The 24,002-nt window shown below is 43.6% G+C and carries 28 protein-coding genes and 1 pseudogene; 18 read left to right on the top strand and 11 right to left on the bottom strand.

What is annotated here, in order from left to right; translation table 11 throughout:
- Positions 1-19: 19 nt before the first annotated feature.
- From purD to argB, 3 genes and pseudogenes are all read left to right on the top strand, one after another.
- Positions 20-1,806 (top strand): annotated as a pseudogene (gene purD, locus HY807_07705) (phosphoribosylamine--glycine ligase).
- A gap of 6 nt (positions 1,807-1,812) precedes the next feature.
- Positions 1,813-2,604 (top strand): indole-3-glycerol phosphate synthase TrpC, encoded by a 792-nt coding sequence (gene trpC / locus HY807_07700; protein ID MBI4826291.1) that lies wholly within the window; start codon positions 1,813-1,815, stop codon positions 2,602-2,604.
- A 40-nt stretch (positions 2,605-2,644) separates the two neighbouring features.
- Complete coding sequence (argB, locus tag HY807_07695) at positions 2,645-3,526, top strand: acetylglutamate kinase (GenBank protein MBI4826290.1); 882 nt, start codon at positions 2,645-2,647, stop codon at positions 3,524-3,526.
- 18 nt (positions 3,527-3,544) lie between these two features.
- Here the strand turns inward: argB and HY807_07690 are convergent, their stop codons facing one another.
- Entirely contained in the window at positions 3,545-4,159 is a 615-nt protein-coding gene (locus tag HY807_07690) for a helix-turn-helix domain-containing protein (GenBank protein ID MBI4826289.1), read from the bottom strand.
- An 85-nt stretch (positions 4,160-4,244) separates the two neighbouring features.
- Between HY807_07690 and HY807_07685 the strand changes: the two genes are divergently transcribed.
- The 4 genes from HY807_07685 (at position 4,245) to HY807_07670 (ending at position 7,332) form a co-directional block, all read left to right on the top strand.
- A complete protein-coding gene (locus tag HY807_07685; protein ID MBI4826288.1) occupies positions 4,245-4,445 on the top strand; it encodes a helix-turn-helix domain-containing protein in 201 nt (66 codons plus the stop codon).
- A 220-nt stretch (positions 4,446-4,665) separates the two neighbouring features.
- Positions 4,666-6,318 carry a hypothetical protein gene (locus HY807_07680; protein ID MBI4826287.1) on the top strand — a complete coding sequence of 551 codons (1,653 nt, stop codon included), beginning with the start codon at positions 4,666-4,668 and terminating at the stop codon, positions 6,316-6,318.
- 33 nt (positions 6,319-6,351) lie between these two features.
- Entirely contained in the window at positions 6,352-6,936 is a 585-nt protein-coding gene (locus tag HY807_07675; protein ID MBI4826286.1) for a DUF1566 domain-containing protein, read from the top strand.
- 75 nt (positions 6,937-7,011) lie between these two features.
- On the top strand, positions 7,012-7,332 hold the full coding sequence (locus HY807_07670; protein MBI4826285.1) for a hypothetical protein: 321 nt from the start codon (positions 7,012-7,014) through the stop codon (positions 7,330-7,332).
- A gap of 84 nt (positions 7,333-7,416) precedes the next feature.
- Here the strand turns inward: HY807_07670 and HY807_07665 are convergent, their stop codons facing one another.
- From HY807_07665 to HY807_07645, 5 genes are all read right to left on the bottom strand, one after another.
- Positions 7,417-8,880: a DUF4139 domain-containing protein gene (locus tag HY807_07665; GenBank protein ID MBI4826284.1), complete on the bottom strand. Its 1,464-nt coding sequence runs from the start codon at positions 8,878-8,880 to the stop codon at positions 7,417-7,419.
- On the bottom strand, positions 8,877-9,959 hold the full coding sequence (locus HY807_07660; GenBank protein MBI4826283.1) for a type IV pilus twitching motility protein PilT: 1,083 nt from the start codon (positions 9,957-9,959) through the stop codon (positions 8,877-8,879). The genes HY807_07665 and HY807_07660 overlap by 4 nt, the downstream gene beginning before the upstream one ends.
- A gap of 139 nt (positions 9,960-10,098) precedes the next feature.
- A complete protein-coding gene (locus HY807_07655) occupies positions 10,099-11,439 on the bottom strand; it encodes an insulinase family protein (protein ID MBI4826282.1) in 1,341 nt (446 codons plus the stop codon).
- Between the two features lie 4 nt (positions 11,440-11,443).
- Entirely contained in the window at positions 11,444-12,796 is a 1,353-nt protein-coding gene (locus tag HY807_07650) for an insulinase family protein (protein ID MBI4826281.1), read from the bottom strand.
- A gap of 149 nt (positions 12,797-12,945) precedes the next feature.
- Positions 12,946-13,332: a hypothetical protein gene (locus HY807_07645; GenBank protein ID MBI4826280.1), complete on the bottom strand. Its 387-nt coding sequence runs from the start codon at positions 13,330-13,332 to the stop codon at positions 12,946-12,948.
- Positions 13,333-13,544: 212 nt separating this feature from the next.
- On the opposite strand from HY807_07645, the gene HY807_07640 reads away from it, so the two are divergent.
- Positions 13,545-14,867, top strand: coding sequence for an EAL domain-containing protein (locus HY807_07640; GenBank protein MBI4826279.1), 1,323 nt, complete (start codon positions 13,545-13,547; stop codon positions 14,865-14,867).
- Between the two features lie 22 nt (positions 14,868-14,889).
- On the opposite strand, the gene HY807_07635 is transcribed toward HY807_07640, so the two are convergent.
- The 3 genes from HY807_07635 to HY807_07625 are packed head-to-tail and all read right to left on the bottom strand — an operon-like array spanning position 14,890 to position 17,325.
- Complete coding sequence (locus HY807_07635) at positions 14,890-15,228, bottom strand: hypothetical protein (protein MBI4826278.1); 339 nt, start codon at positions 15,226-15,228, stop codon at positions 14,890-14,892.
- Positions 15,229-15,269: 41 nt separating this feature from the next.
- Positions 15,270-16,646 (bottom strand): HAMP domain-containing histidine kinase, encoded by a 1,377-nt coding sequence (locus tag HY807_07630; GenBank protein ID MBI4826277.1) that lies wholly within the window; start codon positions 16,644-16,646, stop codon positions 15,270-15,272.
- A complete protein-coding gene (locus tag HY807_07625; protein MBI4826276.1) occupies positions 16,636-17,325 on the bottom strand; it encodes a response regulator transcription factor in 690 nt (229 codons plus the stop codon). The genes HY807_07630 and HY807_07625 overlap by 11 nt, the downstream gene beginning before the upstream one ends.
- Positions 17,326-17,454: 129 nt before the next feature.
- Between HY807_07625 and HY807_07620 the strand changes: the two genes are divergently transcribed.
- The 8 genes from HY807_07620 to alr are packed head-to-tail and all read left to right on the top strand — an operon-like array spanning position 17,455 to position 22,994.
- Positions 17,455-18,165, top strand: coding sequence for a YggS family pyridoxal phosphate-dependent enzyme (locus tag HY807_07620; protein ID MBI4826275.1), 711 nt, complete (start codon positions 17,455-17,457; stop codon positions 18,163-18,165).
- 9 nt (positions 18,166-18,174) lie between these two features.
- The gene (proC, locus tag HY807_07615; GenBank protein ID MBI4826274.1) at positions 18,175-18,966 is read left to right on the top strand and encodes a pyrroline-5-carboxylate reductase; all 792 of its coding nucleotides are present in this window, start codon (positions 18,175-18,177) and stop codon (positions 18,964-18,966) included.
- Positions 18,967-19,266: a YggT family protein gene (locus HY807_07610; protein MBI4826273.1), complete on the top strand. Its 300-nt coding sequence runs from the start codon at positions 18,967-18,969 to the stop codon at positions 19,264-19,266.
- Positions 19,267-19,299: 33 nt separating this feature from the next.
- Positions 19,300-19,773: a DivIVA domain-containing protein gene (locus HY807_07605; GenBank protein MBI4826272.1), complete on the top strand. Its 474-nt coding sequence runs from the start codon at positions 19,300-19,302 to the stop codon at positions 19,771-19,773.
- Positions 19,763-21,013, top strand: a complete 1,251-nt coding sequence (locus HY807_07600) for a histidine--tRNA ligase (GenBank protein MBI4826271.1) — start codon at positions 19,763-19,765, stop codon at positions 21,011-21,013. The genes HY807_07605 and HY807_07600 overlap by 11 nt, the downstream gene beginning before the upstream one ends.
- 6 nt (positions 21,014-21,019) lie before the next feature.
- On the top strand, positions 21,020-21,655 hold the full coding sequence (locus HY807_07595) for a molybdenum cofactor guanylyltransferase (GenBank protein ID MBI4826270.1): 636 nt from the start codon (positions 21,020-21,022) through the stop codon (positions 21,653-21,655).
- Positions 21,656-21,689: 34 nt separating this feature from the next.
- Positions 21,690-21,896, top strand: coding sequence for a twin-arginine translocase TatA/TatE family subunit (gene tatA, locus HY807_07590; GenBank protein ID MBI4826269.1), 207 nt, complete (start codon positions 21,690-21,692; stop codon positions 21,894-21,896).
- Positions 21,897-21,899: 3 nt separating this feature from the next.
- The gene (gene alr / locus HY807_07585; protein ID MBI4826268.1) at positions 21,900-22,994 is read left to right on the top strand and encodes an alanine racemase; all 1,095 of its coding nucleotides are present in this window, start codon (positions 21,900-21,902) and stop codon (positions 22,992-22,994) included.
- Between the two features lie 39 nt (positions 22,995-23,033).
- On the opposite strand, the gene HY807_07580 is transcribed toward alr, so the two are convergent.
- Positions 23,034-23,276, bottom strand: a complete 243-nt coding sequence (locus HY807_07580; protein ID MBI4826267.1) for a DUF2442 domain-containing protein — start codon at positions 23,274-23,276, stop codon at positions 23,034-23,036.
- A gap of 10 nt (positions 23,277-23,286) precedes the next feature.
- Positions 23,287-23,556: a DUF4160 domain-containing protein gene (locus HY807_07575; protein ID MBI4826266.1), complete on the bottom strand. Its 270-nt coding sequence runs from the start codon at positions 23,554-23,556 to the stop codon at positions 23,287-23,289.
- Positions 23,557-23,697: 141 nt separating this feature from the next.
- On the opposite strand from HY807_07575, the gene HY807_07570 reads away from it, so the two are divergent.
- Both HY807_07570 and HY807_07565 read left to right on the top strand, forming a co-directional pair.
- Positions 23,698-23,820, top strand: coding sequence for a hypothetical protein (locus HY807_07570; GenBank protein MBI4826265.1), 123 nt, complete (start codon positions 23,698-23,700; stop codon positions 23,818-23,820).
- A 99-nt stretch (positions 23,821-23,919) separates the two neighbouring features.
- Positions 23,920-24,002: IS200/IS605 family transposase (locus HY807_07565; GenBank protein MBI4826264.1), on the top strand; the 83-nt coding region annotated here is incomplete at its 3' end.

Below are 24,002 nucleotides of genomic sequence, written 5' to 3'. Positions count from 1 at the left end.
CTATTCAGGAGGAAATAATTTGAAGGTTCTTGTAGTAGGAAGCGGAGGCAGGGAGCACGCCCTTGTCTGGAAGCTTAAACAGAGCACAAGAGTGGACAAGATATTCTGCGCCCCTGGCAATGCAGGGATAGCTCAGCAGGCGAAGTGTATAAATATAAAAGCTGATGACATCGACTCGCTTCTTAATTTTGCGAAATATGAAGGCATCGACCTCACAGTTGTAGGGCCTGAGGACCCTCTGACAAAAGGGATAGTGGATGCATTTGAGAAAGAGGGAAGGCTGATCTTCGGCACCAATAAAAAGGCGTCACAGTTTGAGGGCAGCAAGGTCTTTGCAAAGGACTTCATGCTAAAGTACGGGATACCGACTGCTGAATACAAGACATTTACAACTCTGACGGAGGCCGAAGATTATGTAAGATTGAAAGGCGCACCGCTGGTTATAAAGGCGGACGGGCTTGCCGCAGGCAAAGGCGTGATCATCGCAGAGACGGTCAATGAAGCTATGGATGCGTTAAAGATGATCATCTTTGACAGGAAGTTCGGCAAGGCAGGCAACAGGGTGATCATTGAACAGTGTTTAAGAGGTGAAGAGGCATCTTTCATGGTCTTAATAGACGGCAAAAACATTCTTCCTCTTGCATCTTCACAGGATCACAAGAGAATATTTGATAATGACACAGGGCCCAATACAGGCGGGATGGGCGCGTACAGCCCCGCGCCTGTAGTTACAGAAGAACTTCAGAAGCAGATCATGGATACAGTGATGGCTCCTTTCATGGAAGGGCTCATTAGGGAGGAGATTGATTACAGGGGAGTTCTGTATGCCGGGATAATGGTGTGCGACGGCAAGCCGTATGTGCTTGAGTATAACTGCCGTTTCGGAGACCCTGAGGCACAGCCGATACTTATGCGGCTTGAGACAGATCTTTACGATCTGATGAAGGCCACCGCACAGGGCAGGCTTAATGAGATAGATATTGCCTGGAAGGATGATACATCCATATGCGTGGTGCTCTCTGCCGAGGGTTATCCTGATTCATATGTGAAGGGCAGGGTGATAAACGGCCTTGATTCTTTAAAGGGGCGTGATGACGTCTTTGTCTTTCATTCCGGGACCAGCCGCAATGATAAAGGTGATATAATTACATCAGGTGGCAGGGTGCTTGGAGTGACTGCGCTCGGCAGTGATATAAAGACTGCTAAAGAGAACGCTTACAGAGCGGTAAAGGCAATTGATTTTGAAGGCATGCACTACAGGAAAGATATAGGCGATAAGGCGATAAACAGATAACAGACAGGAGAGAAGAGATGAAAGCAAAAGTACTCATAATCATGGGAAGTGATTCTGACCTGCCGGTAATGGAGAGGACAGCCAAGCTCTTAAAGGAATTCAAGATACCTTTTAATATGACTGTCGCATCTGCGCACAGGACTCCTGAGCGTGCAGTCAAACTTGCTGTTGAAGCAGAAGGTAATGGCATAGAAGTAATAATAGCAGGGGCAGGCAGCGCAGCGCATCTTGCAGGTGTCATAGCCGCTCATACAACTCTCCCTGTCATTGGTGTGCCGATCGACTCTTCACCGCTTAAAGGCGTTGATGCCCTCTACTCAACTGTCCAGATGCCTCCGGGCATTCCGGTGGCTACCATGGCGGTAGGCAATGCAGGCGCAACGAACGCCGCCATCTTTGCGGCACAGATAATGCAGTTTAATAACGCCGGCCTGGCTAAAGCGCTTAAGGCTTACAAAAAGAAGATGGTCAAAGAGGTTTTAGAGAAGGCAAAGAAGGTTGAGAGAAAGTAATTTTTAATGAGCATACTTAAAGAAATTATCCAATATAAGGCCGAGGATTTAAAGGCGGCAAAGCGCGCCATTCCTGTGTCAGAGCTTAAGGCCATTGCAAATGATATCAGCAAGACAAGGTCTTTCAGGTCTGCTGTTAAGCGGAAGAAAGGCGGCCCTGTAAATCTGATAGCTGAGATCAAGAAGGCATCACCGTCCAAAGGGCTCATAAGGGAAGATTTCAATCTTCATGAGATAGTCTCTGTTTACGACAAAAATAATGTTGCAGCTATCTCAGTGCTTACTGAAGAACGTTATTTTCAGGGAAAGATTGATTATCTGAAGAGCGTCAGGGGAGAGACAGACAAGCCGCTGCTTAGAAAAGATTTTATTTTTGATGATTATCAGATCTACGAGGCAAAGGCATACGGCGCAGATGCAATACTGCTTATAGTTGCTGCGCTTGAAAGATCCCAGCTTCATGACCTGATGGGATTGGCAAAAGAGCTTTCTTTGGATTGCCTGGTTGAGGTGCATGACTTTAACGAACTTGATGCTGCTCTTTATTGTAACTCTGAGATCATAGGCATAAATAACAGAAACTTAAAGACATTGGATATAGACCTGAATACTACTTTTGATATTCTTAAAGATATTCCTGATGATAAGATCACAGTCAGCGAGAGCGGCATTGAGACAAGGGCTGATGTCGAATCTTTAGAAAGAAGCAAAGCGGATGCGATGCTTATAGGCTCTGCTTTTATGAAGTCTCAGGATATAGGGGCAAAGATCAGAGAACTTCTTGGGAAAACATCTTAAATGCATGTTTGGTATAATGAACATAATCTGAGGGAATGTTATGAAAAAACTTATTGATAAAGCAAATATTCTTATCGAATCCCTGCCGTATATAAAAAAGTTTTACGGGAAGACATTTGTTATTAAGTACGGCGGCGCTGCTATGGTGGATGAAAAGCTTAAGGACGCGTTTGCCCGGGATATAGTTCTTATGAACTTCATAGGCATACGGACTGTCATTGTTCATGGAGGCGGGCCGAAGATAAACAGTATCATGAAGAAGATGGGCAAGGAACCCTCATTTATTCATGGGCAGCGGGTCACTGACGAAGAAACCATTGACATCGTTGAGATGGTGTTAGGCGGGCTGATCAATAAGCAGATAGTCACTCTGATAAACAGTCACGGCGGGAATGCGATAGGTTTAAGCGGAAAAGACGGAAATCTCATTAAGGCAAAAAAGAAGATCATTAAAAAGATATCGCCTGAAACTGGAGTTTCAGAGATAATAGATATCGGGCTTGTCGGTGAGGTTGAGATGGTTAACCCGAAGATACTTTTATCCATGGAAAGGGACAATTTCATACCTGTCATTGCGCCCATCAGCGCAGGACATAAGAATGAGACACTAAATATCAATGCCGATTATGTCGCAGGGATGATAGCAGCTGCTCTGAAGGCAGAAAAGCTGATTCTGCTTACAGACACAGAGGGTGTAATGGACAAGAATAATAAGCTGATCTCTGCTTTGGATGAAAAGAAGATAAAATCACTTGTTTCCAAAAAGATCATCAAGGGAGGGATGCTTCCCAAAACTCAGTCATGCCAGATTGCACTGGACGGCGGGGTTAAAAAGACACACATAATTGACGGCCGGCTGCCTCACGCGCTTTTGTTAGAGATATTTACAGAAGAAGGTATCGGAACAGAGATCGTTATGTAGTTTTGTGCGGTAAAATTATTAAATCCTGATCCTTCTCAAAACTCCGACTACTTTACCGACTATCCTGCACTCTTTTTGTAATGTGATCTTAGGATATTCAGCGTTATCACTTATAAGATAGATTTCTTCTTCTTTTTTTCTGTACCTTTTCAGTATGGATTCTCCCCATTCATTCAGAACCACAACAATATCTCCATCCTGGATCTTCTCATTGGGCAAAAATATTATATAATCGCCTTCCCGCATTGTTGGAGACATGCTTTCTCCCTTCATGATCAGAGAATAAGCGTGCTCAGGGATATCCTCCAAACAAATATAGCTTACTGTCTCCTTTGAAGCGTCCCTGGGAAAATCAGCAGATATCTTGTTAAGCACAGGAGTCCTGAAGACAGATACCCCTTTTGGTTTAGGCAGGTTCTCAAGATTCGACTCTCCTCCGGATAAAAGCCACCCGGGGTCGCAATCAAGAATAGTTGAAATTTTTGACAGAAGTTCCGCATCAGGAGTTCTGTGGCCATTTTCATACTTGTTCAGAGTAGGATAAGCTATCCCCAATTTTTTGGCGAGTTTCTCCTGTGTAAGCTTCATCCCTTTACGTGCTATTTTTATTCTTTGACCTAAATCTTTTCCCATATGATTATTTACCTTGACAAATTATATCTATGCGATTATAATCACTTCATTGAAATGATTTATGTTAATTAAGGTTAATGGAATCATGAAAAAAGTAATAAAAATTCTACTAATCCAGAAAGATATAAAACAGGCAGACATAGCAAGAAAACTAGGGGTGTCAAATGTTGCAGTTTGCAATGTCATAAAAGGCTCCTGCGAATCAAAGCGCATTAAATGGGCGATAGCTAAAGAATTAGGTAAAAAAGTGGAAGAACTGTGGCCTGACAGCGAAAAGGCTGCATGATTAGTATCCGTTTTAATAATCACTTTAATACCTTGTAAGAAGCATCATATCAACTCGAATTGTCTATGATGTTTCTTTTCAAAACGGTGAGAGTGTCAATTTATCGCCTCTCACCGGCTGTTTTATAAGTTAAATGTTAGTTCTATTCAATCAGGCAGTCAAATATGCTTTGTGTAAATTGTATGTTTTTTTTGTGAATAAAGTGTGAATTTATTACTATATGGCTAACATAATATTTTCAATTTTCTTATCTATTGTCATATTTATATCACCTCCGATAAGCTTTGGAGATGATATAACCTCTGATGTAATATGGGAATATTCAAGTTATGGAATTAACGACACCGAGCTGCTGAATATATTGATAGCGCCGGGCAATCCAAATAAAGTCATTGTCAGTTCATATGATTCCATTTACATAACTCATGACAACGGGTTGAGTTGGAAAGAGATATTATCGTTTAAAGGTACAGGCAATACTATAAATTCTGTCACGCTATCCGCTGCAGATCCGCAGATCATTTATATAGGAACAAATAATGGACTTTATAGAAGCAAAAATGAAGGTTACAGTTGGGAAACCTTATTTACAGGAGGCGGAACTCTCGAAAATTCTGTCTTAGCTGTTGCCGTCCATCCGGACAATGATGAGATCATGTTTATTGGGACTGAAGCAGGCCTTTTCAGAACTGATAATAAGGGGAAAGATTGGTTGAAGATAGTATCATTGCCATCCAGAAATGGCGTATCAATCATCTCCATTCATAATATTGATCCAAATATCATATATGCCGTATCAGGGAATGACCTATACAGAAGTGAAGACAGCGGCATAAACTGGGATTTGATTTACAGAACCGGCTATTACACAGAAAAAAGCAGCGGCGAATTTGAATTATCAGGTCAGGACGATGCAATTGAGATAGATATTCTATATTCAAGATTGATTAAATCAGTAGCACTTAGCATTAATGAAAGAAATGTGATCTATATTGTCACTTCAAAAGGCTTGCTGAAGAGCGATGATAAAGAAGAAACTTGGAGCGATGTTAGCAAATTTGGACTATTAAGCGAAGACATTAACCACATTATCATTGACCCTTATGATGCAGACATCATTTATTCTGCTACTGGCAGAGGAGTATTCCAATACTCAAAAAAATCCGACAGATGGGAAGAACTTTACAAAGGGATCAAGGCTACTGTTATAAATCATCTGGCGATTGTCCCGTCTTCCCCTAATGATTACATGACATTATGGGCAGCCACTGATAAGGGTGTATATAAGACCATACGCAAACAAGCACACTTGTTTTATGAGGATAAAAATCTTACCTCAGATAACTTTCTTTCTTATTTTGACAATGAGCCGGACATAGAAGAGGTTCAGAAAGCAGCAATCCAATATGCCGGGGTAAATCCGGATAAGATAACGGAATGGAGTTCCGCTGCTGCAAAAAAAGCCTGGCTCCCTGATCTGAAAATAGATTATGGCACAGGGCAAAACTGGCAGAGCAGCACATATTTTTACAGCACATCCACTGAGAAGTACAAAGACGATGATGTCACAGATGGAAAAGACGACGGGTGGTCGATCTCAATGACCTGGGAATTAGGGGATCTGATATGGAACAACGACCAAACATCTATAGATACGAGATCAAGATTGATGACCCAGCTTAGAGATGATGTACTGAACGATGTAACAAGGCTATATTACGAAAGACGCAGGCTCCAGATTGAAATACTGCTTTATCCTCCTGCATTGGTATGGGAGAAGATGGAAAAGAACCTTAGACTTGAAGAGCTTACTGCTAATATTAACGCAATGACCGGTTACTCCCTGTCAAAAAAACTATTAAATAAAGAATGAACCAAGAACCGGCTAATAAAACCAGGAAATATCATGCAGACAATTAGTTCATTTATATTTGTGACAGCAGCATTCCTGTTCATTGCCGTTTCATCTGAAGCAGCTCTTAGAGACAGGGGGAACGGCTTAATTTACGATGATGCGCTTAATATAACCTGGCTGCAGGATGCAAATTATTCAGGCCGAACATTGACCTGGGATGAGGCCAACACCTGGGCTGCAGGCCTTATCTTCCAAAGCTTTGACGACTGGAGACTTCCTGATTCGGACAGTTGTTCAGGTTCCGGTTGTTCAGGCAGCGAGATGGGACATTTATACGTATCAGATGGTATTACATCAGATTCTCCGGGAGCTTTTATAAACGTAAGGCCATTCATGTACTGGTCGTCAACTGAGTATGTTCAAGACCCTTCTCAGGCATGGCGTTACAGCTTCAAATACGGCACTCAGGGGACAAGTGGTAAAGCGTTGAACCGATATGCCTGGGCAGTGCGGGATGGCGACTCTATACCTTCAATGGCACCTGAACCTTCTTCAGCAGTTTTGTTTTTCAGCGGGATCGCAACATTATTCGGGTTAAAAAGGAGATCAATATATCTAATCATAAAAAGGAAGTGAACTTGCATTCGATTAATTCTGACTTCATTCGTCTTTAAGACGAACAAACATAAAATCATATGGAGGTAACACAGCATGAAAAAGTTAACGGCAGCACTCATCACAGTGGTTGTAATAATGTTTTTTACAGCTTCAGTCAATGCTTCTGACAAATCGGCTTCCGCGGCAAAGCAGATCACCGGAAGTGTTTCAGAAGTCAATGCAGCTAACAACACTGTTACGGTAAAAAAGAAAGACGCATTGATCATTCTAAATACTGACGCTAAAACAAAGGTCGCCCAATGTAATGAAGGCGCGTCAATCGGCGATATAAAGGTCGGAGACAAGGTTACCGCCAGCTATAAAGAAGCAGGAGACAGCAATACGGCGCAATCAATTACCGTTACAAATAAATAACATAAGCATCCGATAAAATAAATTACCTCCCCTTTGACAGGGGAGGTAATTTAACAGCAGTCCAAAAAATCGGCAAAATATTTATCAGAACTTCATTCTTGCCTTATAATTGAGCTTAACCTCTTTATCTTTGGGAACCGGGATATTGAATTCTGCAGTGAATGCTTCTGTCTTATTGTAATCATGGGATGAGCTTACCATCTTCCAGTCCCCCTGAATAGGTTCAACAACTTTTACAACAATATCTTCTTTCTGGTGGTTCCTGAGCGATATCTCATATCCGGCTTCATAAGTATCATAAGCTGTCTTTTCCCAGCTTGTCTGCTTTCTGCTGCCGACAATATCAAATGCATCCCCAAGCTTCACTTTTATCTTCTCATCTTTCGGGGTATGGTCGATAGAGTCCTCACCAACGAACTGGAGGCTCCCTTCATTATCGTTCTTGTATATCCTGATCGTGCCTTTAGGCAGAGGGATTCCAAGATTGTTCTTTTCCATGTTGGCTATCTCAACGTAAACTCCTACCTTCTGGTTTGATAAAGGCTGCCCATACTGTGTGCGGTAGTAATATGCCGCTCCCTGAAAAATGAACTCTTTTTTCACGGGGATATCATCAGCAGTGATAAGGCTTATCTGTTTTGTCTGGTTGTTCTTGATAGTTGAATTTCGCTGAAGTGTATATATGTGATATTCAAAGAACGCGTCTTCCTTGAACTGTTCGTCTGCTGCCATCGCCTTTGCCGCATACATCATTCTTTCATCATATTCATGCTCATCTTTGACCCTGTTCACATCACCTGCAACAAGCTTCAGCTTTGCATCTTTATAAGTCGTGCCGCTCATGTTTTCTATCGTTACCCATCCTGACAGGTCAGCCATATCATCTTTATCATTAAGCGTTACCACGTAATCCGCGCGCCAGTTGATGCCGTTTGTAAGATAGGACGCCTCGACCTTCTGTTTTGAAGGGAGCGTGTTCTCAAACATCCATACCAGTGTTGGCTTTGAGATAAGGTCATCGGGTACTTCCGGGAATATGACCCTGCCGGGATAGTTGAATGTTATTTCATCACCTATTTGATATATTGCTCCTCCGTTATTTGAAAGAAGCGTGGCTTCTATGATCTCCTCTCTTTCGGTATAAGGGTTTTCATTGAATATCTTCACCTTCTTTCCGACGTACTTATCCAGAAGCTTCTGCGGATTAAGCAGGTCATATTCGTAATTCTGTTCAAGTATGCCCAGGCTGTTTGCGTCTATCAGCGATCTTATTGATACGCTTGTCGGGATAATGCCTGAAGCCACATCCATGAACCTGAGATTTCCTATCACCCTATCAAGTGTCAGTTCCCTCACATCTTTAACAAGCCCCAGGTTAACGTTATAAACAGTAAGGGACATTCCAACCTGATCATCAAGCCCGGTGGAAACTGTCTTAAGCTCCGGATCATTCTCTATTGCCTTAGCCGTACTGCTGCCTATCGCAATAAATAATGCTAAAAAAAGCGTGATAAACAGGATGTTATTATAAAAGCTTCTTTCTCTCATTGTGCGCCTCCTCTATGGCTATCGCCGGTGAGGTATGGAGCAAAAAGCTTCTTATTATTTGCTTTCAGATAAGCCTCTTCAGGCGTGATGATTTTATGCAGTAAATACTTCATTATCTCTTCGTCCATTATCTGCATCTGTTCCTGCTTTGAGGTCTGCATGACAGAAGGGATCTGGTATGTCTTGCCTTCCCTGATAAGGTTTGAGACCGCATAGTTTACAAAAAGCACTTCAACAGCAACGATCCTTCCTGTCTTATCAGCTTTCTTGAGGAGCTGTTGAGCAACTATACCTTTGAGTGTATCTGCGAGCATTGTGCGTATCTGTGCCTGCTTCCCTTCAGGAAAGACATCAATGATCCTGTCAACGCTCTGCGCAGCGGAAGGTGTGTGCAGGGTAGCAAATACCAGTTGTCCTGTTTCTGCAGCTGTTATCGCAAGCTCGATCGTTTCAAGGTCCCTCATCTCGCCGACAAGGATAACATCAGGATCCTCCCTCAGCGATGCCTTTAACGCATTTGCAAAAGAATTTGTATGGGCGCCAAGTTCTCTCTGGTTTATAAGGCAATTCTTGTTTTTATAGGCAAACTCAATAGGATCCTCAATGGTAATAACATGATCCTTTCTGGTCTCATTTATATGGTCTATTATTGAAGCGAGTGTAGTGGATTTACCGCAGCCTGTGGGGCCTGTTACAAGCACAAGGCCGTTGCTCATGTCCGCGAACTTCAGGATATGTTCAGGGAGCCCAAGCTCTTTGACAGAAGGTATGCGTACAGGCACGATCCTGAACGCCGCGCAAATTCCCTTGTTTCCGATATAATAATTCACCCTGAATCTTGGGCCTGAAGGCACCTCAAAAGAAAAATCCAGCTCTTTTCTTTTAATAAAAAGCTCTTTTTGCCCTGCGGTAATAATCTCAAAAAGCATTTCCTGAAGAATATCGTTTAGCAATATTTCATCTTCTATCGCTATAAGCTCGCCTTCCTTCCTCATGGTCGGCTTGGCGCCGGAACCAAGGTGCAGGTCGCTGGCTTCATTCTGTAGAACGATTTTAAAATATTTATCTATCTTAGCCATGAAAGATTTCTGCTTGCAGGTTGTGTTTAATGCGTGATTTGTTTATATGACATTTCATGTTTAATAATTATCATAATATGCAAGATATTTCAAATTATTATTACAACCTTTTGATAATACGGTATTTATCTGCGTGGGGTTATTTATCGAACCTTTTCTTTACTGCAGCTTCTTTCTCTTTCGCAACTACAACAAGGGTATAATTGTCAGGATGGAGATATTTATTTGCGACTCTCAGCACTTCTTCTTTTGTTACACTATTTATGAAGTTAGGGTAATTATCAATATAATCAAGCCCGAGGCCGTAGTATTCAACAGCAACGAGGAAGCCCGCTATGCGTGAGCTTGTCTCGATCTTCATCGGAAAGCTGCCGGTAAGAAATGACTGCGCATCAGAGAGTTCCATATCAGAAACCGGTTCCTTCCTTATCTTTTCTATCTCTCTCAATACTTCCTCGATAGCCGTATTGGCTGATTCATTTTTTGTCTGCAGGCCGACCTGGAAACTGCCGCTGTATTTATCAGGTTCAAAAAAACTGTGAATGTCATAGACAAGGCCTTTATCTTCGCGTATGTTCTGCATAAGCCTTGAGCCAAAACCGCCTCCACCCAGGATATAGTTCATGACTGATAAAACATAATAATCCGGATTGTCCCTGCTGACTCCAAGATGCCCGAGAATAATAGTTGCCTGCGTGAGATCTTTGTCTACGGTAATTATCTTTTGTTCTGTCTGCATAACAATGCTCTGCAAAGACGGGGGGGCTATCTTCCTGTTTTTCCATTGTGCGAAATATTTATTAATCATAGCTTCTGCTTCTTCAGGTGTAACATCGCCAACTACAGCCATAACCGCATTATTTGGGGCGTAATATCCGGAGTGAAAACTAATGAGATCATCTCTGGTGATATGATCAAGGGTCTGAGCTGAACCTGCAGCGAGCCTGCCGTAAGGATGGCTGCCAAAGATCGCCTTTTTAAAATCCCTTGATGCGATAAATCCGGGATCCTCTTCCTGTGCTATTAATCCGGCCTTGGTACGTTCGATCTTCTTTTTCAGTTCATCTTCCGGGAAGACCGGATTCAGGATAATATCTGAAAGAAGGTCAAAGCCAAGGTTTAGATCTTTCTTTAGAACAGAAAGGCTGACTGTTATATAATCTTCACCGCCTGATGCGCCGACCGATCCTCCTACAAACTCGATCTCTCCGCTGATTTGCTGAGCAGTCCTGTTCTTTGTCCCTTCATTCAGCATGTTCGCGACCAGGTCAGCAAGCCCGGCCTTTGTTTCAGGCTCATAGAGACTGCCTGCGCTGATGCCTACGGAAACCTTTACAACAGGGAGGTTATGCCTTTCAACGATCATCAGGGTCAGGCCGTTCTCAAGCATCTTTCTCTTGACATCAAGGGCAAACGAAGAAGGGCTGATGATCAATAATGAGACACACAAAATTAATGCAATAAAAATTATTTTCCGCAATTTCTCAATTCTCATTCTTCACTTCTCGCTTTACCGGTATCAATATACCTACCGTCCTTTGGTCTTCTACAATATATTTTTTAGCGACCCGCTGAACATCTTCGGGGCTGACTTTTCTGATCCCTTCAATATACCTGTCTTTCAATCTCCAGTCTCCGAGCATTTCAAATTCCGCAAGGATCATCGCCTGATAAAAGATGGAATCCTGGTTCATAATGAAATCCGATTCGATCTGGTTCTTTGCCTTCATTATTTCCAGTTCAGTAGGAGGCGCTTCTTTTATCTTCCCGACCTCTGCATATAATGCATTTTCAACATCCTCTATCTTCTTCCCGGGCAATGCTGTGCCGTACAGATAAAACAAGAAAGGAAATTTATCCAGGTTGCTGTAACCGGCGCCTGCAGAAAGCGCTATGCGCTGTTCATCGATCAGGCTTCTGTATATCCTTGCGCTCTTCCCTCCTGAAAGCACTCCTGCAAGAACATCAAGGGCATAACTGTCATCATTAAGTATGTTGGGCGTTTTATACGCGCTCATGACGTAAGGGAGTTCTGCTTCCTTTTTAACATATACCCGCCTTTCACCCCTCTGTTCAGGTTCATTTATATTCATAGCCGGGATCTCAGTCCCTCTCGTAATGCTTCCGAATTCTTTTCTTATCTTTTCCAGTATGGATACGACATCAATATTGCCCGCGACGATTATAAATGCGTTATTAGGAGAATAACGTGTTTTGTAATATGCCCAGAGATCATCCCGCGTTACTGTTTTCAGGTCCTCCATCCAGCCTATGACCGGCCATCTGTAAGGATGGTTCTTAAATGCAGCGGACAGCACTTCTTCATAAACAAGGTTCTGCGGGTCGTCATCATAGCGCATCCTCCGCTCTTCCATAACAACATCTCTTTCAGAAAGAAACTCCTCCGGCTCCATGATCAGGTTCCGCATCCTGTCAGCTTCAAGTTCAATGGAAAGGTGAAGCCTGTCAGGAGCAAGCTTCTGATAATAGTAGACAAAGTCCTTGCTTGTGCCGGCGTTGTCAACCCCTCCCGCTCTTTGTATTATTTTTGAAAATACTTTGGCGCCGTATTTAGGAGTGCCCTTGAACATCATATGCTCCAGCAGATGGCTCAGCCCTGTCTTGCCGACCTGTTCATTAATAGAACCGGCATCATACCAGATCTGGAAGACGGCAAGGGGAGCGTTAGGATCTTTTATGGCAAAGACCTTAAGCCCGTTCTGAAGCACTTCTTCGTGCACTCCTGCACTGTTATCATCGCGTAACTCCTCAGCGGCAGAATGAGCATTGCCGTAAAAGGACAATAAAAGCAATGTTGTTATAATTATTTTCTTCATGGGTATGAATGTTAACAAAGATATGGTATAAGGTCAATATAACATATTCTAAGAAAGGGTTGACTTTGTATATCTGGTTTAGATTAGATGTTATAAAAAAGACAGCCGGGACCTTCCGGCTGCCTTAAGATTATTGTTTTGCAGCGTAATTAATGCCGGCAGCCTCCATCCCTGCCCATCTTCATATGTGAATCTTTTGGCGCTTTTTCACGGATAGTTTCTTTGAGGCTCTGTATCTCTCTTTCAAGTTTTGTGATGGTTGCTACAGTCGTGTCCGGGTTACGCAGCGCTTCCCGGTACTCAAACTTCTTGTCATGCATCTCTTTCCTGAGCGAATACGTCTCATCAAGGAACTTCCGGCTTTCTTCATTCTCACCGCCGCACTGGCCGCCGCCGCATCCTCTGCCCATCATATCTCCGCCATTAAAGCCCTGTCCCATCATGTGGCCGCCTCGTGAACCAGGGCCGTGGGCATAAACTACAGCGCCGGCAGCAAGTAATGATATTAATGCCAATCCAACTACAAGTTTTTTCATACTCTTCACCTCCATTTTTTGGTTTCTTCAGATTTCATACTGATAATTTACTTTAAACACTTGAAGAAAGGATGAAGGAAGCATGAATATTTAATGAAGATATGATGCATAAAAGAACAAATGTTTTTTATTGACAGATTTTACAAATAGATATAAAATCTCAATCAGCTATTCCTTGAATTCAATTGGGATTGATCTTCGGAGGTAGAGAGTTGTCAGGCAATAATGATGGCGGTTTTAAGAATTCAAAAATAAATGTCTCGATAAACGAGAACTTTTATTTTAACAGCAAACTGTCGCTTCCTACGGTCATCAAGGAATATGATAATATTGAGAAACTGCTGGTCGCATATAAGTATCTCTCCTGTATCACAATTCAGATCCCGGACCTCAGAAAGATAGAGCATCTCTACGGGAGCAACGTCTACCTCGATACTTTCAACCATCTTACCAATACTCTTAAAGAACTTAGGGAAGGCGAACTTCGGAAATCCGACATATTCATTATTGATATATATGATGTTGATACTTTCGTTATCTTCCTATCTTCTCCGCGCGAGGACAGCACCAATCTCTTATACCATCTTGAGAACATAGCGGAGCGGATCAGGATAAAATTGGAAGAGGCGGTCTTTACGCTGCTCTTCCCGTACCTTAAAGAATATTCCATCCCCACGGTCGGGTATGCCCTTGAGATACAGAACCCCATGGTCAATAACATGCGCCTTATAATGCAGCTGGTGAATAACGCCAAGAAGATGGGCGAGTTCACGGCAATGAAGCAGGATTATACAGGCAGGTATGAACTGCAGAAAATAATAGTTGAGCACAACCTCTCAACCGTCTTTCAGCCTATCGTAAATCTTAAGACACTGGATATTCTGGGTTATGAAGCGCTTACAAGGGGCCCGGAAAATTCAAAGTTCTATAACCCGCTTATCCTTTTTCTTCTGGCAACAAAATGCGGGCTCTCTTTTGAACTGGACAGCCTCTGCCGGAAAATAGCACTTCAGAGCGCGCGCCATCTCGAAACTGACAAAAAAATATTTATTAACACTCTTAGCATGACCATTCACGATCCTGAGTTCCGCGGCGTCTATCTTAAGGACCTTCTTGATGACCTGAAGTTAAAACCTGAAAATGTGGTATTTGAGGTAAGTGAAAAACTGGCGATCGATAATTACGCGCTCTTCAGGGAGGCGATGAAGGATTATTCAGACCTCGGTATCGTCCATGCAGGCGATGACATGGGAACAGGGTACTCCGGACTGGAGAGGATCATGGAGCTGAATCCCGGATTTCTTAAGATAGATATCTCTTTCAGCCGGCTTATCCATAAAAGCTACATTAAGCAGGAGATAGTCAAGGCCATCGTCAATCTTGCCAAAAATATCAACTCTCAGCTTATTGCAGAAGGCATTGAAACGAAGGAAGAGTATGAGATGCTGCTGGATATCGGTGTTGAGTACGGGCAGGGCTATCTGTTTGCAAAACCATCTGCTGAGCTGGCAGGGATACAGAAAGATTTTTTATAGGCTGGATCACTGAAGCATATTGTTAATAAATAGACCTGACCCTGCCGGTGCGGCGGTCAAAGATTATTACATCAACTACATCGTTTTTATTAATTATCTTTGCCTTGATGAACCGTCCCCTGTTCGTCTCTATCATTACGTTGAGCCCTTTTGCATGGTAGTACTCAATAATAGCCCTCTTTGCTCCTTCATTGCTCATTGGCGAGTCGCATGTGCCGTAATCAGTGCATAACCGGCAGGAATCACCATAAGGCGTCACCTCTTTCCCCTCATGCCAGGCAAACGCAGAAGAGAAACAGGCTGACAAAAGAATTATAGCAGATGCAAATACTATTACAATTTTTTTACGTGCGAGATTCATGTATATATATACTATGAAGTTGGTGAATAAAATATGAATATTCAGCCGGTGATAAATTTTATGGTAAACTGCGAACCTATGCCGGGGCTGCTTTGAAGCTCTATCTTGCCTCCGATAACCTCAGTAAGCTCTTTAACAATAGCGAGCCCGAGTCCGCTTCCGTCTGAATCCCTGCCTTTGTAAAATCTCTCAAATACTTTTGAGGCCTTATCCGCTGCGATACCGCTGCCCGTGTCTTCAACTGTAAGGTAAAAGCCGGACTTGCCTGCCTCTTTACAGTGATCCCAGCTTACAGTAATGCCGCCTTTATCAGTATATTTGTAAGCATTAGTTAACAGGTTTTTTAATATAATGTGAAATTTGTCAGGGTATGTCATGACCGTCATCGAAGGCCCCTCAACCTCTAAATAAAGCCCTTTCCCTTCTATAAGCTTGCGCATTCCATCTGTAACTGAAGATATGATCTCCTTAAGGTTGGCCTCCTGAAGCTCTCCCTTTTTAAAGAAGCTGGCTTCAGCGCTTGTCACATCCTTGATCCCTTCTACAAGAGAGATGAGCCTTTGTATCTCGGAATTGATGTTTTTGATAACTGTACGGGGGTCAGAGATCACGCCGTCTTCAATCGCTTCCAGGTTTCCCTTGATTATCGTGAGCGGGGTTCTCAACTCATGGGCTATGTTGGATGTGAGGTGCTTTCTCAATGCGTCCTCTCTTTTCAGCGCCTCTGCCATATAGTTGAATGTGACGGTCAGCCTGTCTATCTCATCGTTGTATCTGAGCAGCCCTTTTTTATGCCGGTATGGCGCTTTTACAGAGAAATCACCCTTTGCGATATCCTCGGCAGATTTTGTTAAACGTCTGATGGGCCTGGAAAGTGTAATAGTAAGCAGTACGGACAGGAACAACGCGCCCACTCCCGCGATCAAAAATGACAGGATAAGAAACTTCTTTCCCCTTTCCCTGAAAATCTCCTCTTTATGTGGAAGCAGGCCGACCCTTTCCAGCGGCCTTATATACAGCTTTCCTATCTCATTTCCCTCGACGTAAAGCGGATACCAGATGAATTCGCCTGTCCCTTCAGGCAGTTTGAAAAATGAGTTCATTCTCCTTGACATGTTGGGCGGCAGATGGGAGAGCACATCAGTGGAAGATATGACCTTGCTGCCCGATATATCTTCCACATAAGTTTCAAAACCTAACATAATGCCCCAGTGGATAGAATTACTGAGGTGAGCCATATTCCAGTCGTTATCCATATAACTGCCTTCAACAGAAGACATCATCCAATAAACCTTGTCCTCCTCAGTTCCTTTTAAAAAGTTATTGAAATCACTGATGATAAGCCTCTCGAAGACGGTATTGGAGAGAATGGCTAAAAAGATCACAAGCGTGAATGCGAGAAAAAGTTTAGTCCTCATCTGGCAGGCCGATAAATTTATAACCTACACCATGGACCGTTTTTATGTAGGAGGGGTTTTTCTGGTCGTCCTCGATCTTGTGCCGGATATTCTTGATATGCGCGTCTATTGTCCTGTCATATCCTTCATAGTCATATCCAAGTATTACATTTACAAGCTGCAGCCGTGTAAATACCTGTTCAGGCCTTTCAGCAAGACACCTGAGGAGATTGAATTCCGTAGGTGTGAGAACTACATTTGCATTGTCCTTTGTCACCTGAAGTTTTCCAGAGTCAATAATAAGGTTCCCGTTATTAAATCTGTGGACATTCTTTCTTCCGGCCCTTCTCAGGAGCGCCTTCACCCTTGCTACCAACTCCCTGGTGCTGAAAGGCTTTACAACATAGTCATCGGCCCCTAATCCAAGCCCCTTTATCCTGTCTTCCTCTTCGCTTTTAGCGGTAAGCATAATGATAGGCAGGTCAGAGTCTTTTCTTATTGTCTTGCATATCTCTTCCCCGTCCATGTCAGGAAGCATAAGGTCGAGGATAACGAGGTCATAGCCGTTTTTCAGTAAAGAGATGGCCTTCAGCCCTGATTCCGCAACTGTAACGTCAAAGCCGTCTTTTTCCAGATAGGCGGTCACTATCTCGGCGATCTTTTTTTCATCCTCAACTATCAGTATCCTGCTCTTTTTCATGTTCAAATAATAGCACATTTCTTATGAAGTATTTATGAAAAAACTTTCTGCGTATATTGCAAATATGACGCAGTTCCCAGATGAAGCCTGCCTTGCCAATAGAGGGTGAAAATGCTAATCTTCTATACCATGGGGATTGCTGATGCCCTGCATAACGTTCAGGAGAAAATCATTAATGCCGCGATCAAAGCCGGAAGGCCTCCTGATGAGATAAAGCTTGTCGCGGTCTCCAAGACCGTTGACATACAAAGTATCATGGATGCGGTGAGGGCCGGAGTATCCATTCTCGGTGAAAGCAAGGTGCAGGAAGCTGCGGGCAAGATAACAGAGTTCAGAGCTACCCCCCCCCTGTTAAGGGAGGGAGTAGGGGGGGTAGAATGGCATTTTATCGGCAACCTCCAGAAGAACAAAGCAAAGGCCGCTGTCGGATTATTCGACCTTATTCATTCGGTAGGCTCTGTATCACTCGCAGAGGAACTAAATAAATATTCAGGCAGCATGAATAAGGTTCAGAGGGTGCTGGTTCAGGTTAAGCTTTCAGATGAGACTGCCAAACACGGCATCAGGGAAGAAGAAGCAATGGGATTACTTGAGAAAGTATCCGGGATGGATTATCTTAGACTGGACGGACTGATGGCCATACCTCCTTTTTTTGACGATCCTGAAGCGGCAAGGCCATACTTCACAAGGCTGAGAAGGCTTGCTGAAAAGGCAAGGGCAAGAGGTTTCATCATCAATCATCTCTCTATGGGCATGTCAAATGACTTTGAGGTTGCCATAGAAGAAGGAGCCACAATGGTTCGTGTGGGTACCGCAATTTTCGGGGAAAGGAACTATTAAGGATATAACATGAAGATCGGGTTTATAGGCGGCGGGAATATGGCTGAAGCTCTGATAAAAGGAATGGCCTCCAGCGGTATGAAGGATATAATCGTATCAGAGCCGAGGGAAGAGAGAAGGAAGTACCTTGAAGAGAAATACAGGATAACTACTTCATCTTCAAACAGAGAAGTCGCAGCTTCCTCTAATATAATCATCCTTGCGGTAAAGCCTCAGAATATGGAAGGCGTGCTGAATGAGGTTGCCGGAGATATTGACGGGTCAAAAACAGTTGTATCGATAGCAGCCGGTATCACGCTTGATTGCCTTGCTTCAAAACTAAAGACTGAAAAATTGATCAGAGTGATGCCCAATACGCCTGCGCTTGTTCAGGAGGGGATGACGGTATTATCAATGTGCGAATGTTTTTCAGGCAATGAAATATCAATTGTCAGGGAGATTTTCATGTCTGTCGGAAAGGTCATCACTTTACCTGAAAAGCGTATGAATGCGGTCACAGCGCTTTCAGGCAGCGGCCCTGCATTCTTCGCCCTATTCACAGAAGCGATGATACAAGCCGGGGTCAGGAACGGGTTAAGCGAAGATGATGCCGCAACACTTGCGAACCAGACCCTTCTCGGCACAGCCAGACAGCTTGAAACGGGAATGGCTCCTGCAAAATTAAGAGAGATGGTCACATCTCCCGGAGGGACGACCGCAGCCGGGCTGAAGGTCTTTGAAGACGGCGGCTTGCGTGACATCGTGCAGTCTGCGATCGATGCCGCGATTAAAAGGGCAGAAGAACTCGGGAGGAAAAGTTAGGTGTTTATATTAGGCAACTTTCTTTATGCCGCAGCGTATGTTACTGACATAGCGCTGGGATTCTATATGTGGGCGATAATTATCTCTGCGCTTTTGAGCTGGGTAAACCCTGACCCGTATAATCCTATTGTCAGGTTTTTGTATAGAATAACTGAACCTGTCCTCTATCCTATAAGAAGGCATATGGGTGGTATGGGTGGTTTAGACCTTTCACCGATGATCATAATACTTGTTATCATGTTCATCAGGCGTTTTCTGATAGTATCGCTTTTTGATATAGCCATGAGGCTTAAAGGTTAAAAATAATATGAGATTTAATTACGGAGGAATTGGATGAGAATAACACCGCTTGATATTCAGCAAAAGCAGTTCGCGACAAAGTTCAGGGGCTTTGACATCGAAGAGGTCGATGCATTTCTTGAACATGTAAGGGAAGAGATGGAAGAGCTTCTGAGGGAGAATGCCAACCTGAGGGAAGATGTAAAGAGAAATGAAAAGCAGTTGAAAGATTATAAGAGCATTGAGACCACGCTTAAAGATACTCTCATAGCAACACAGAAGATGGTGGAAGACTATCAGGACAATGCCAGGAAAGAGGCTGAGCTGATAAGGAAAGAGGCTGAGCTGAGGGCGGAAGAGATGATTCACAAGGCTCAGGAGGGCGTAATAAAGATACATGAGGATATCACTGACCTGAAAGGCGTAAGGACCCATTTTAAGGAAGAGCTCAGGCGGCTTATAGAAAGCCATATGAGCATGCTGGAATTTGACAAGAAACGCGAGGAAGAGAGGCCGGATGAAGTTTAAAAGCCTTAAAGGCATTCTGGATGTATGCCCGCCTGACATCTTCATCTGGCACAAGATAGAGGCTGTATCCAGAGACATATTTAAGAACCACGGCTTCTTCGAGATAAGGCTTCCGATAATCGAGCCGACCGATATATTCACAAGGAGTATCGGCGAGACTTCGGATATTGTTGAGAAGGAGATGTACACCTTTACTGACAAGGGAGGCCGGAGCGTAACGCTGAGGCCCGAAGGCACAGCGCCGTTTATCAGGGCTTATGTTGAACACCATCTTTACAACGAGCCGGCTCCTCAAAAGTATTACTACATGGGCCCGATGTTCCGTTATGAACGCCCGCAGGCCGGTAGGCAGAGGCAGTTCTACCAGATAGGGGCAGAGGCGCTCGGAGTTGAGGACCCGAAGGCAGATGCAGAGATAATCGCCATGCTCTCACAGATACTTGAAGGCATAGGCCTTAAAAACCTGAATTTTCAGGTTAACTCCATAGGCTGCCCCCAATGCAGGCCTTCTTATATAGCAGCTCTGAAGGATCATCTACAGGGTAAATTGGAAAATTTCTGTGACGACTGCAATAGGCGCTTTAATAAAAATCCCTTAAGGATCCTTGACTGTAAAGTGCCGGCATGTATAAAAGAGAGAGAAGGTTCTCCTACTGTTATCGATCATCTCTGCGCGGGATGCAATGAACATTTCAAGGATCTTAAACATTACCTGAAACTGCTAAATGTTCCGCACACGATCAACCCTGACCTTATAAGGGGGCTTGACTACTACACAAAGACCGCCTTTGAGGTAACAAGCGAATCACTCGGAAGCCAGAATGCCGTCGCGGCTGGCGGAAGATATGACGGGCTTGTTAAGGAATTCGGCGGCCCCCCAACTCCGGGCATTGGTTTTGCCATAGGCATGGAGAGGATTGGTCAACTTATAAAAGATTCAATGGAAGCCCATGAAGGGCCTGATATATTCATCTGCACACTTGGCAGAGAAGCGGCTGAGGCAGCATTGGCGCTTGCTGATCAGTTGCGAAAAAAGGGCAAATGGATCGAGATAAATTACGAGCAAGCCTCAATCCGCAGCCAGATGAAAAAGGCCAACCGCATCAAGGCAAAGAATGTGATAGTGATCGGTGAAGATGAACTAAAGAGCAGCATTGCCGAGTTGAAAGCAATGGATAGCGGTGAAACCTCTAAAGTCTCTTTAGTTGCGCACTATATAATACAAGCCTTAAAAAAGTGATCTCCTTTGTCTGAATTTATCAATAACTGTACAGGCGTTATCCTCGCAGGCGGCGAGAACACCCGGATGCCTGTTCTGAAGTCCTTCATTGAGGTTGACGGGAAAACTATTATTAAGGGAAACATTCAGACACTCGGGAAGCTCTTTGAGAAGAATTTTATTGTCACTAACCAGCCTGAATTCTACGCGCATCTTGACACACCCATGCTTGGTGATATCTATGATATAAGAGGGCCGATGACAGGCATCTTTACGGCTCTGCTCAATTCATCAACTCAATGGATATTTGTCTCAGCCTGCGATATGCCTTTCATAAACAGGGAGCTTATTACATACATGGCCGGGATGAGAGGGAAGCATGATGCCGTGGTGCCGGAATCTCCTTTCCCCCCCCATCCCCCCCTTGCTAAGGGGGGGAATTACGCAGAGCCTCTATTTGCATTTTATTCGAGGAGCCTGCTGTTTTCTATGGAGAAATCTCTTCTCACCGGCAAAAAAGGGCTGAAAGATTTTTTAACAGGCAAAAAGGTAAAATACATCAATTCCGATGAGGTGAATAAGCTTGACGCTGGAGCAAGGTCATTTATTAACCTTAATACACCTGAAGATGTGAACCTTTATTTACATCATCGGATATACTGAACTCAAATATTGATATTGTCAGAAGGAGGATAATATGTTTGGTCTTGGAGCAACAGAACTGATAGTGATACTGGTTATAGTCGTTGTGATCTTCGGCGGCGCAAAACTGCCGCAATTGGGAGAAGGGATAGGCAAGGCGATAAGGAACTTTAAAAAGTCGGTAAACGAACCTAATGAGATCGATGTAACACCGAAAAAAGATAAAGACAGCAAGGACGCAAAAAAAGAGGAAACAGATTAATAGGTGAAGCTTCAAAAAGCCGTTGCTGAAATAAGCCTCAAAAACCTCTCCAGTAACTTAGAGCTTGTCAGAGAGAAGACAGGCGATCAAAACATCCTTGCCGTTGTAAAAGCCGACGCCTACGGGCACGGAGCGGTGGAAGTATCAAAACACCTCCTCAAGAACAAAGTCACCATGCTCGGAGTAGCCTGCGCAAGCGAGGGCGTTGAATTACGAGAGGCCGGAATAAGGGCGCCGATAGTCGTCTTCTTTGATACAAAGAACATTGACGCGTTTGTTGAGTATAACCTCAGGCCTGTCGTCTTTGACCTCAGCGTTGCAAAAAAAATATCTCTTGCCGCAGTAAGGAAGAAAAAGCTGGTGCCGATCCATATCAAAATAGACACAGGCATGGGGCGTGTAGGTTTTGCTCCGGAAAGCGCGCTGAAGTATATCCCGAAGATCGCAGCCCTCAGCAACATCAGGCTTGAAGGTATCATGAGCCACTTTTCTGAGGCAGACCTTAAGGACAAGCAGTTTGCAAATCAACAAATTAAACTTTTCAAGCATGTCATAAACTCTCTTAAAGAGAAGCACATAATTTTTAAATACATTCACATGGCAAACAGCGCCGCTGTTCTGACGCTGCCGTCATCTCACTTCAATATGGTTCGTCCGGGCATCATGCTTTATGGATACGGCTGCTGCGAGAATGAGAAGCTTAAGCCAGTCATGGGCATCAGGAGCAAGGTTCTCTTTGTGAAAACTGTGCCTGAGGGAACCCCGATAAGTTACAGCAGAACTTTTACCACAAAGAGAAGAAGCACCATTGCAACTATACCCTTCGGTTATGCCGATGGCTATGACAGAAGGCTCTCAAATATCGGCAAGGTTATCATCAACGGCAAATTCGCTCCGGTTGCCGGAAGGGTCTGTATGGATTCATTCATGGCAGATGTTACCGGCATTCCGAATGTTACGCAGAAGAGCGAAGTTATTCTGATAGGTTCAAAAGGCAGAAACAAGATCACCGCGCAGGACATTGCCGACCATATCGGCACTATTCCCTATGAAGTCCTTACATCGATTGGAAAGAGGGTTGAGAGGGTTTATAAGTAGTTGTTCTTGCCTTGTCAATAACCCCATGCTATCCCGGCCTTATTTCTCTATCGGAGTTGAATCGTCATAGAGAGTTTCGGGGGCAATATCAATTTCTCCCGGCCAAACTACAGTCCCATAATCAACCCTTGCACACTCGAATAAATGCAAATTTGCAATGCGGTTCCACGGCTTTAGCGCCAGAAGAGGACGCATATCAAAAAGTCTGAACTCTCCGTTTTTAAACTCCAGTTCCAGATAAAAATCCTTTTGGGGCTTGACGCTCACAACATCAATCAGCATTTATTCCTCCTCATTGCAATGGCGCTATTCTGAAAGGCTCCTCGCCATTAACCGCGAGCTGCCAGTCAACCATTAACTCTTCTCTATGGATTTCTATCCATGCCTGAACCATCTTGAGTTGCTTATTAGGCAGCGTACCTTCAAGAATGTTGCCGTCTTCGATTGAAACAGACGCATTATTATCCTGGTAACGGACGTGAATATGCGGAAGGTGATGACGACGGTTGTCTTTGAAAAACATTAAAATCAGAATCCCATAAAACATGCTAATGGTTGGCATATATAATTTTCTCCACTAAAAAAGCATGATGTTTCTAAAGTCTATAAGGGTATGAAACGATATTGCAAAAAATTTATCAAACCCCTTGTAGTAATATTAGCCTGACAACCCGGATTTTTCAAGACCTATTGTAGCGAAGTTATTCTGATAGGTTCAAAAGGCAAAAACAAGATCACCGCGCAGGACATCGCCGACCAGATCGGCACCATCCCTTATGAAGTTCTTACATCGATTGGAAAGAGGGTTGAGAGGGTTTATAAGTAGTTATTCCTACTTTGCCTCTTGCTCGTTCGTTTTGAGCAGTTTTTTAATCTCTTAGGGTCTAATTCCCCGCAGCTCTGCTGCGATCTGATATGATGAGGAATGAGTCAGTACATACATAAAAGCCACAATGTTTCTGTATTGATGTATCACTTGGTGTGTCCAGCGAAATATCGGAGAGTTGT

The sequence above is a fragment of the Nitrospirota bacterium genome (genome assembly GCA_016207885.1).
In the GTDB taxonomy this organism is placed as follows: Bacteria; Nitrospirota; Thermodesulfovibrionia; order UBA6902; family UBA6902; genus JACQZG01.
This window is presented reverse-complemented; position numbering and strand designations above follow the sequence as displayed.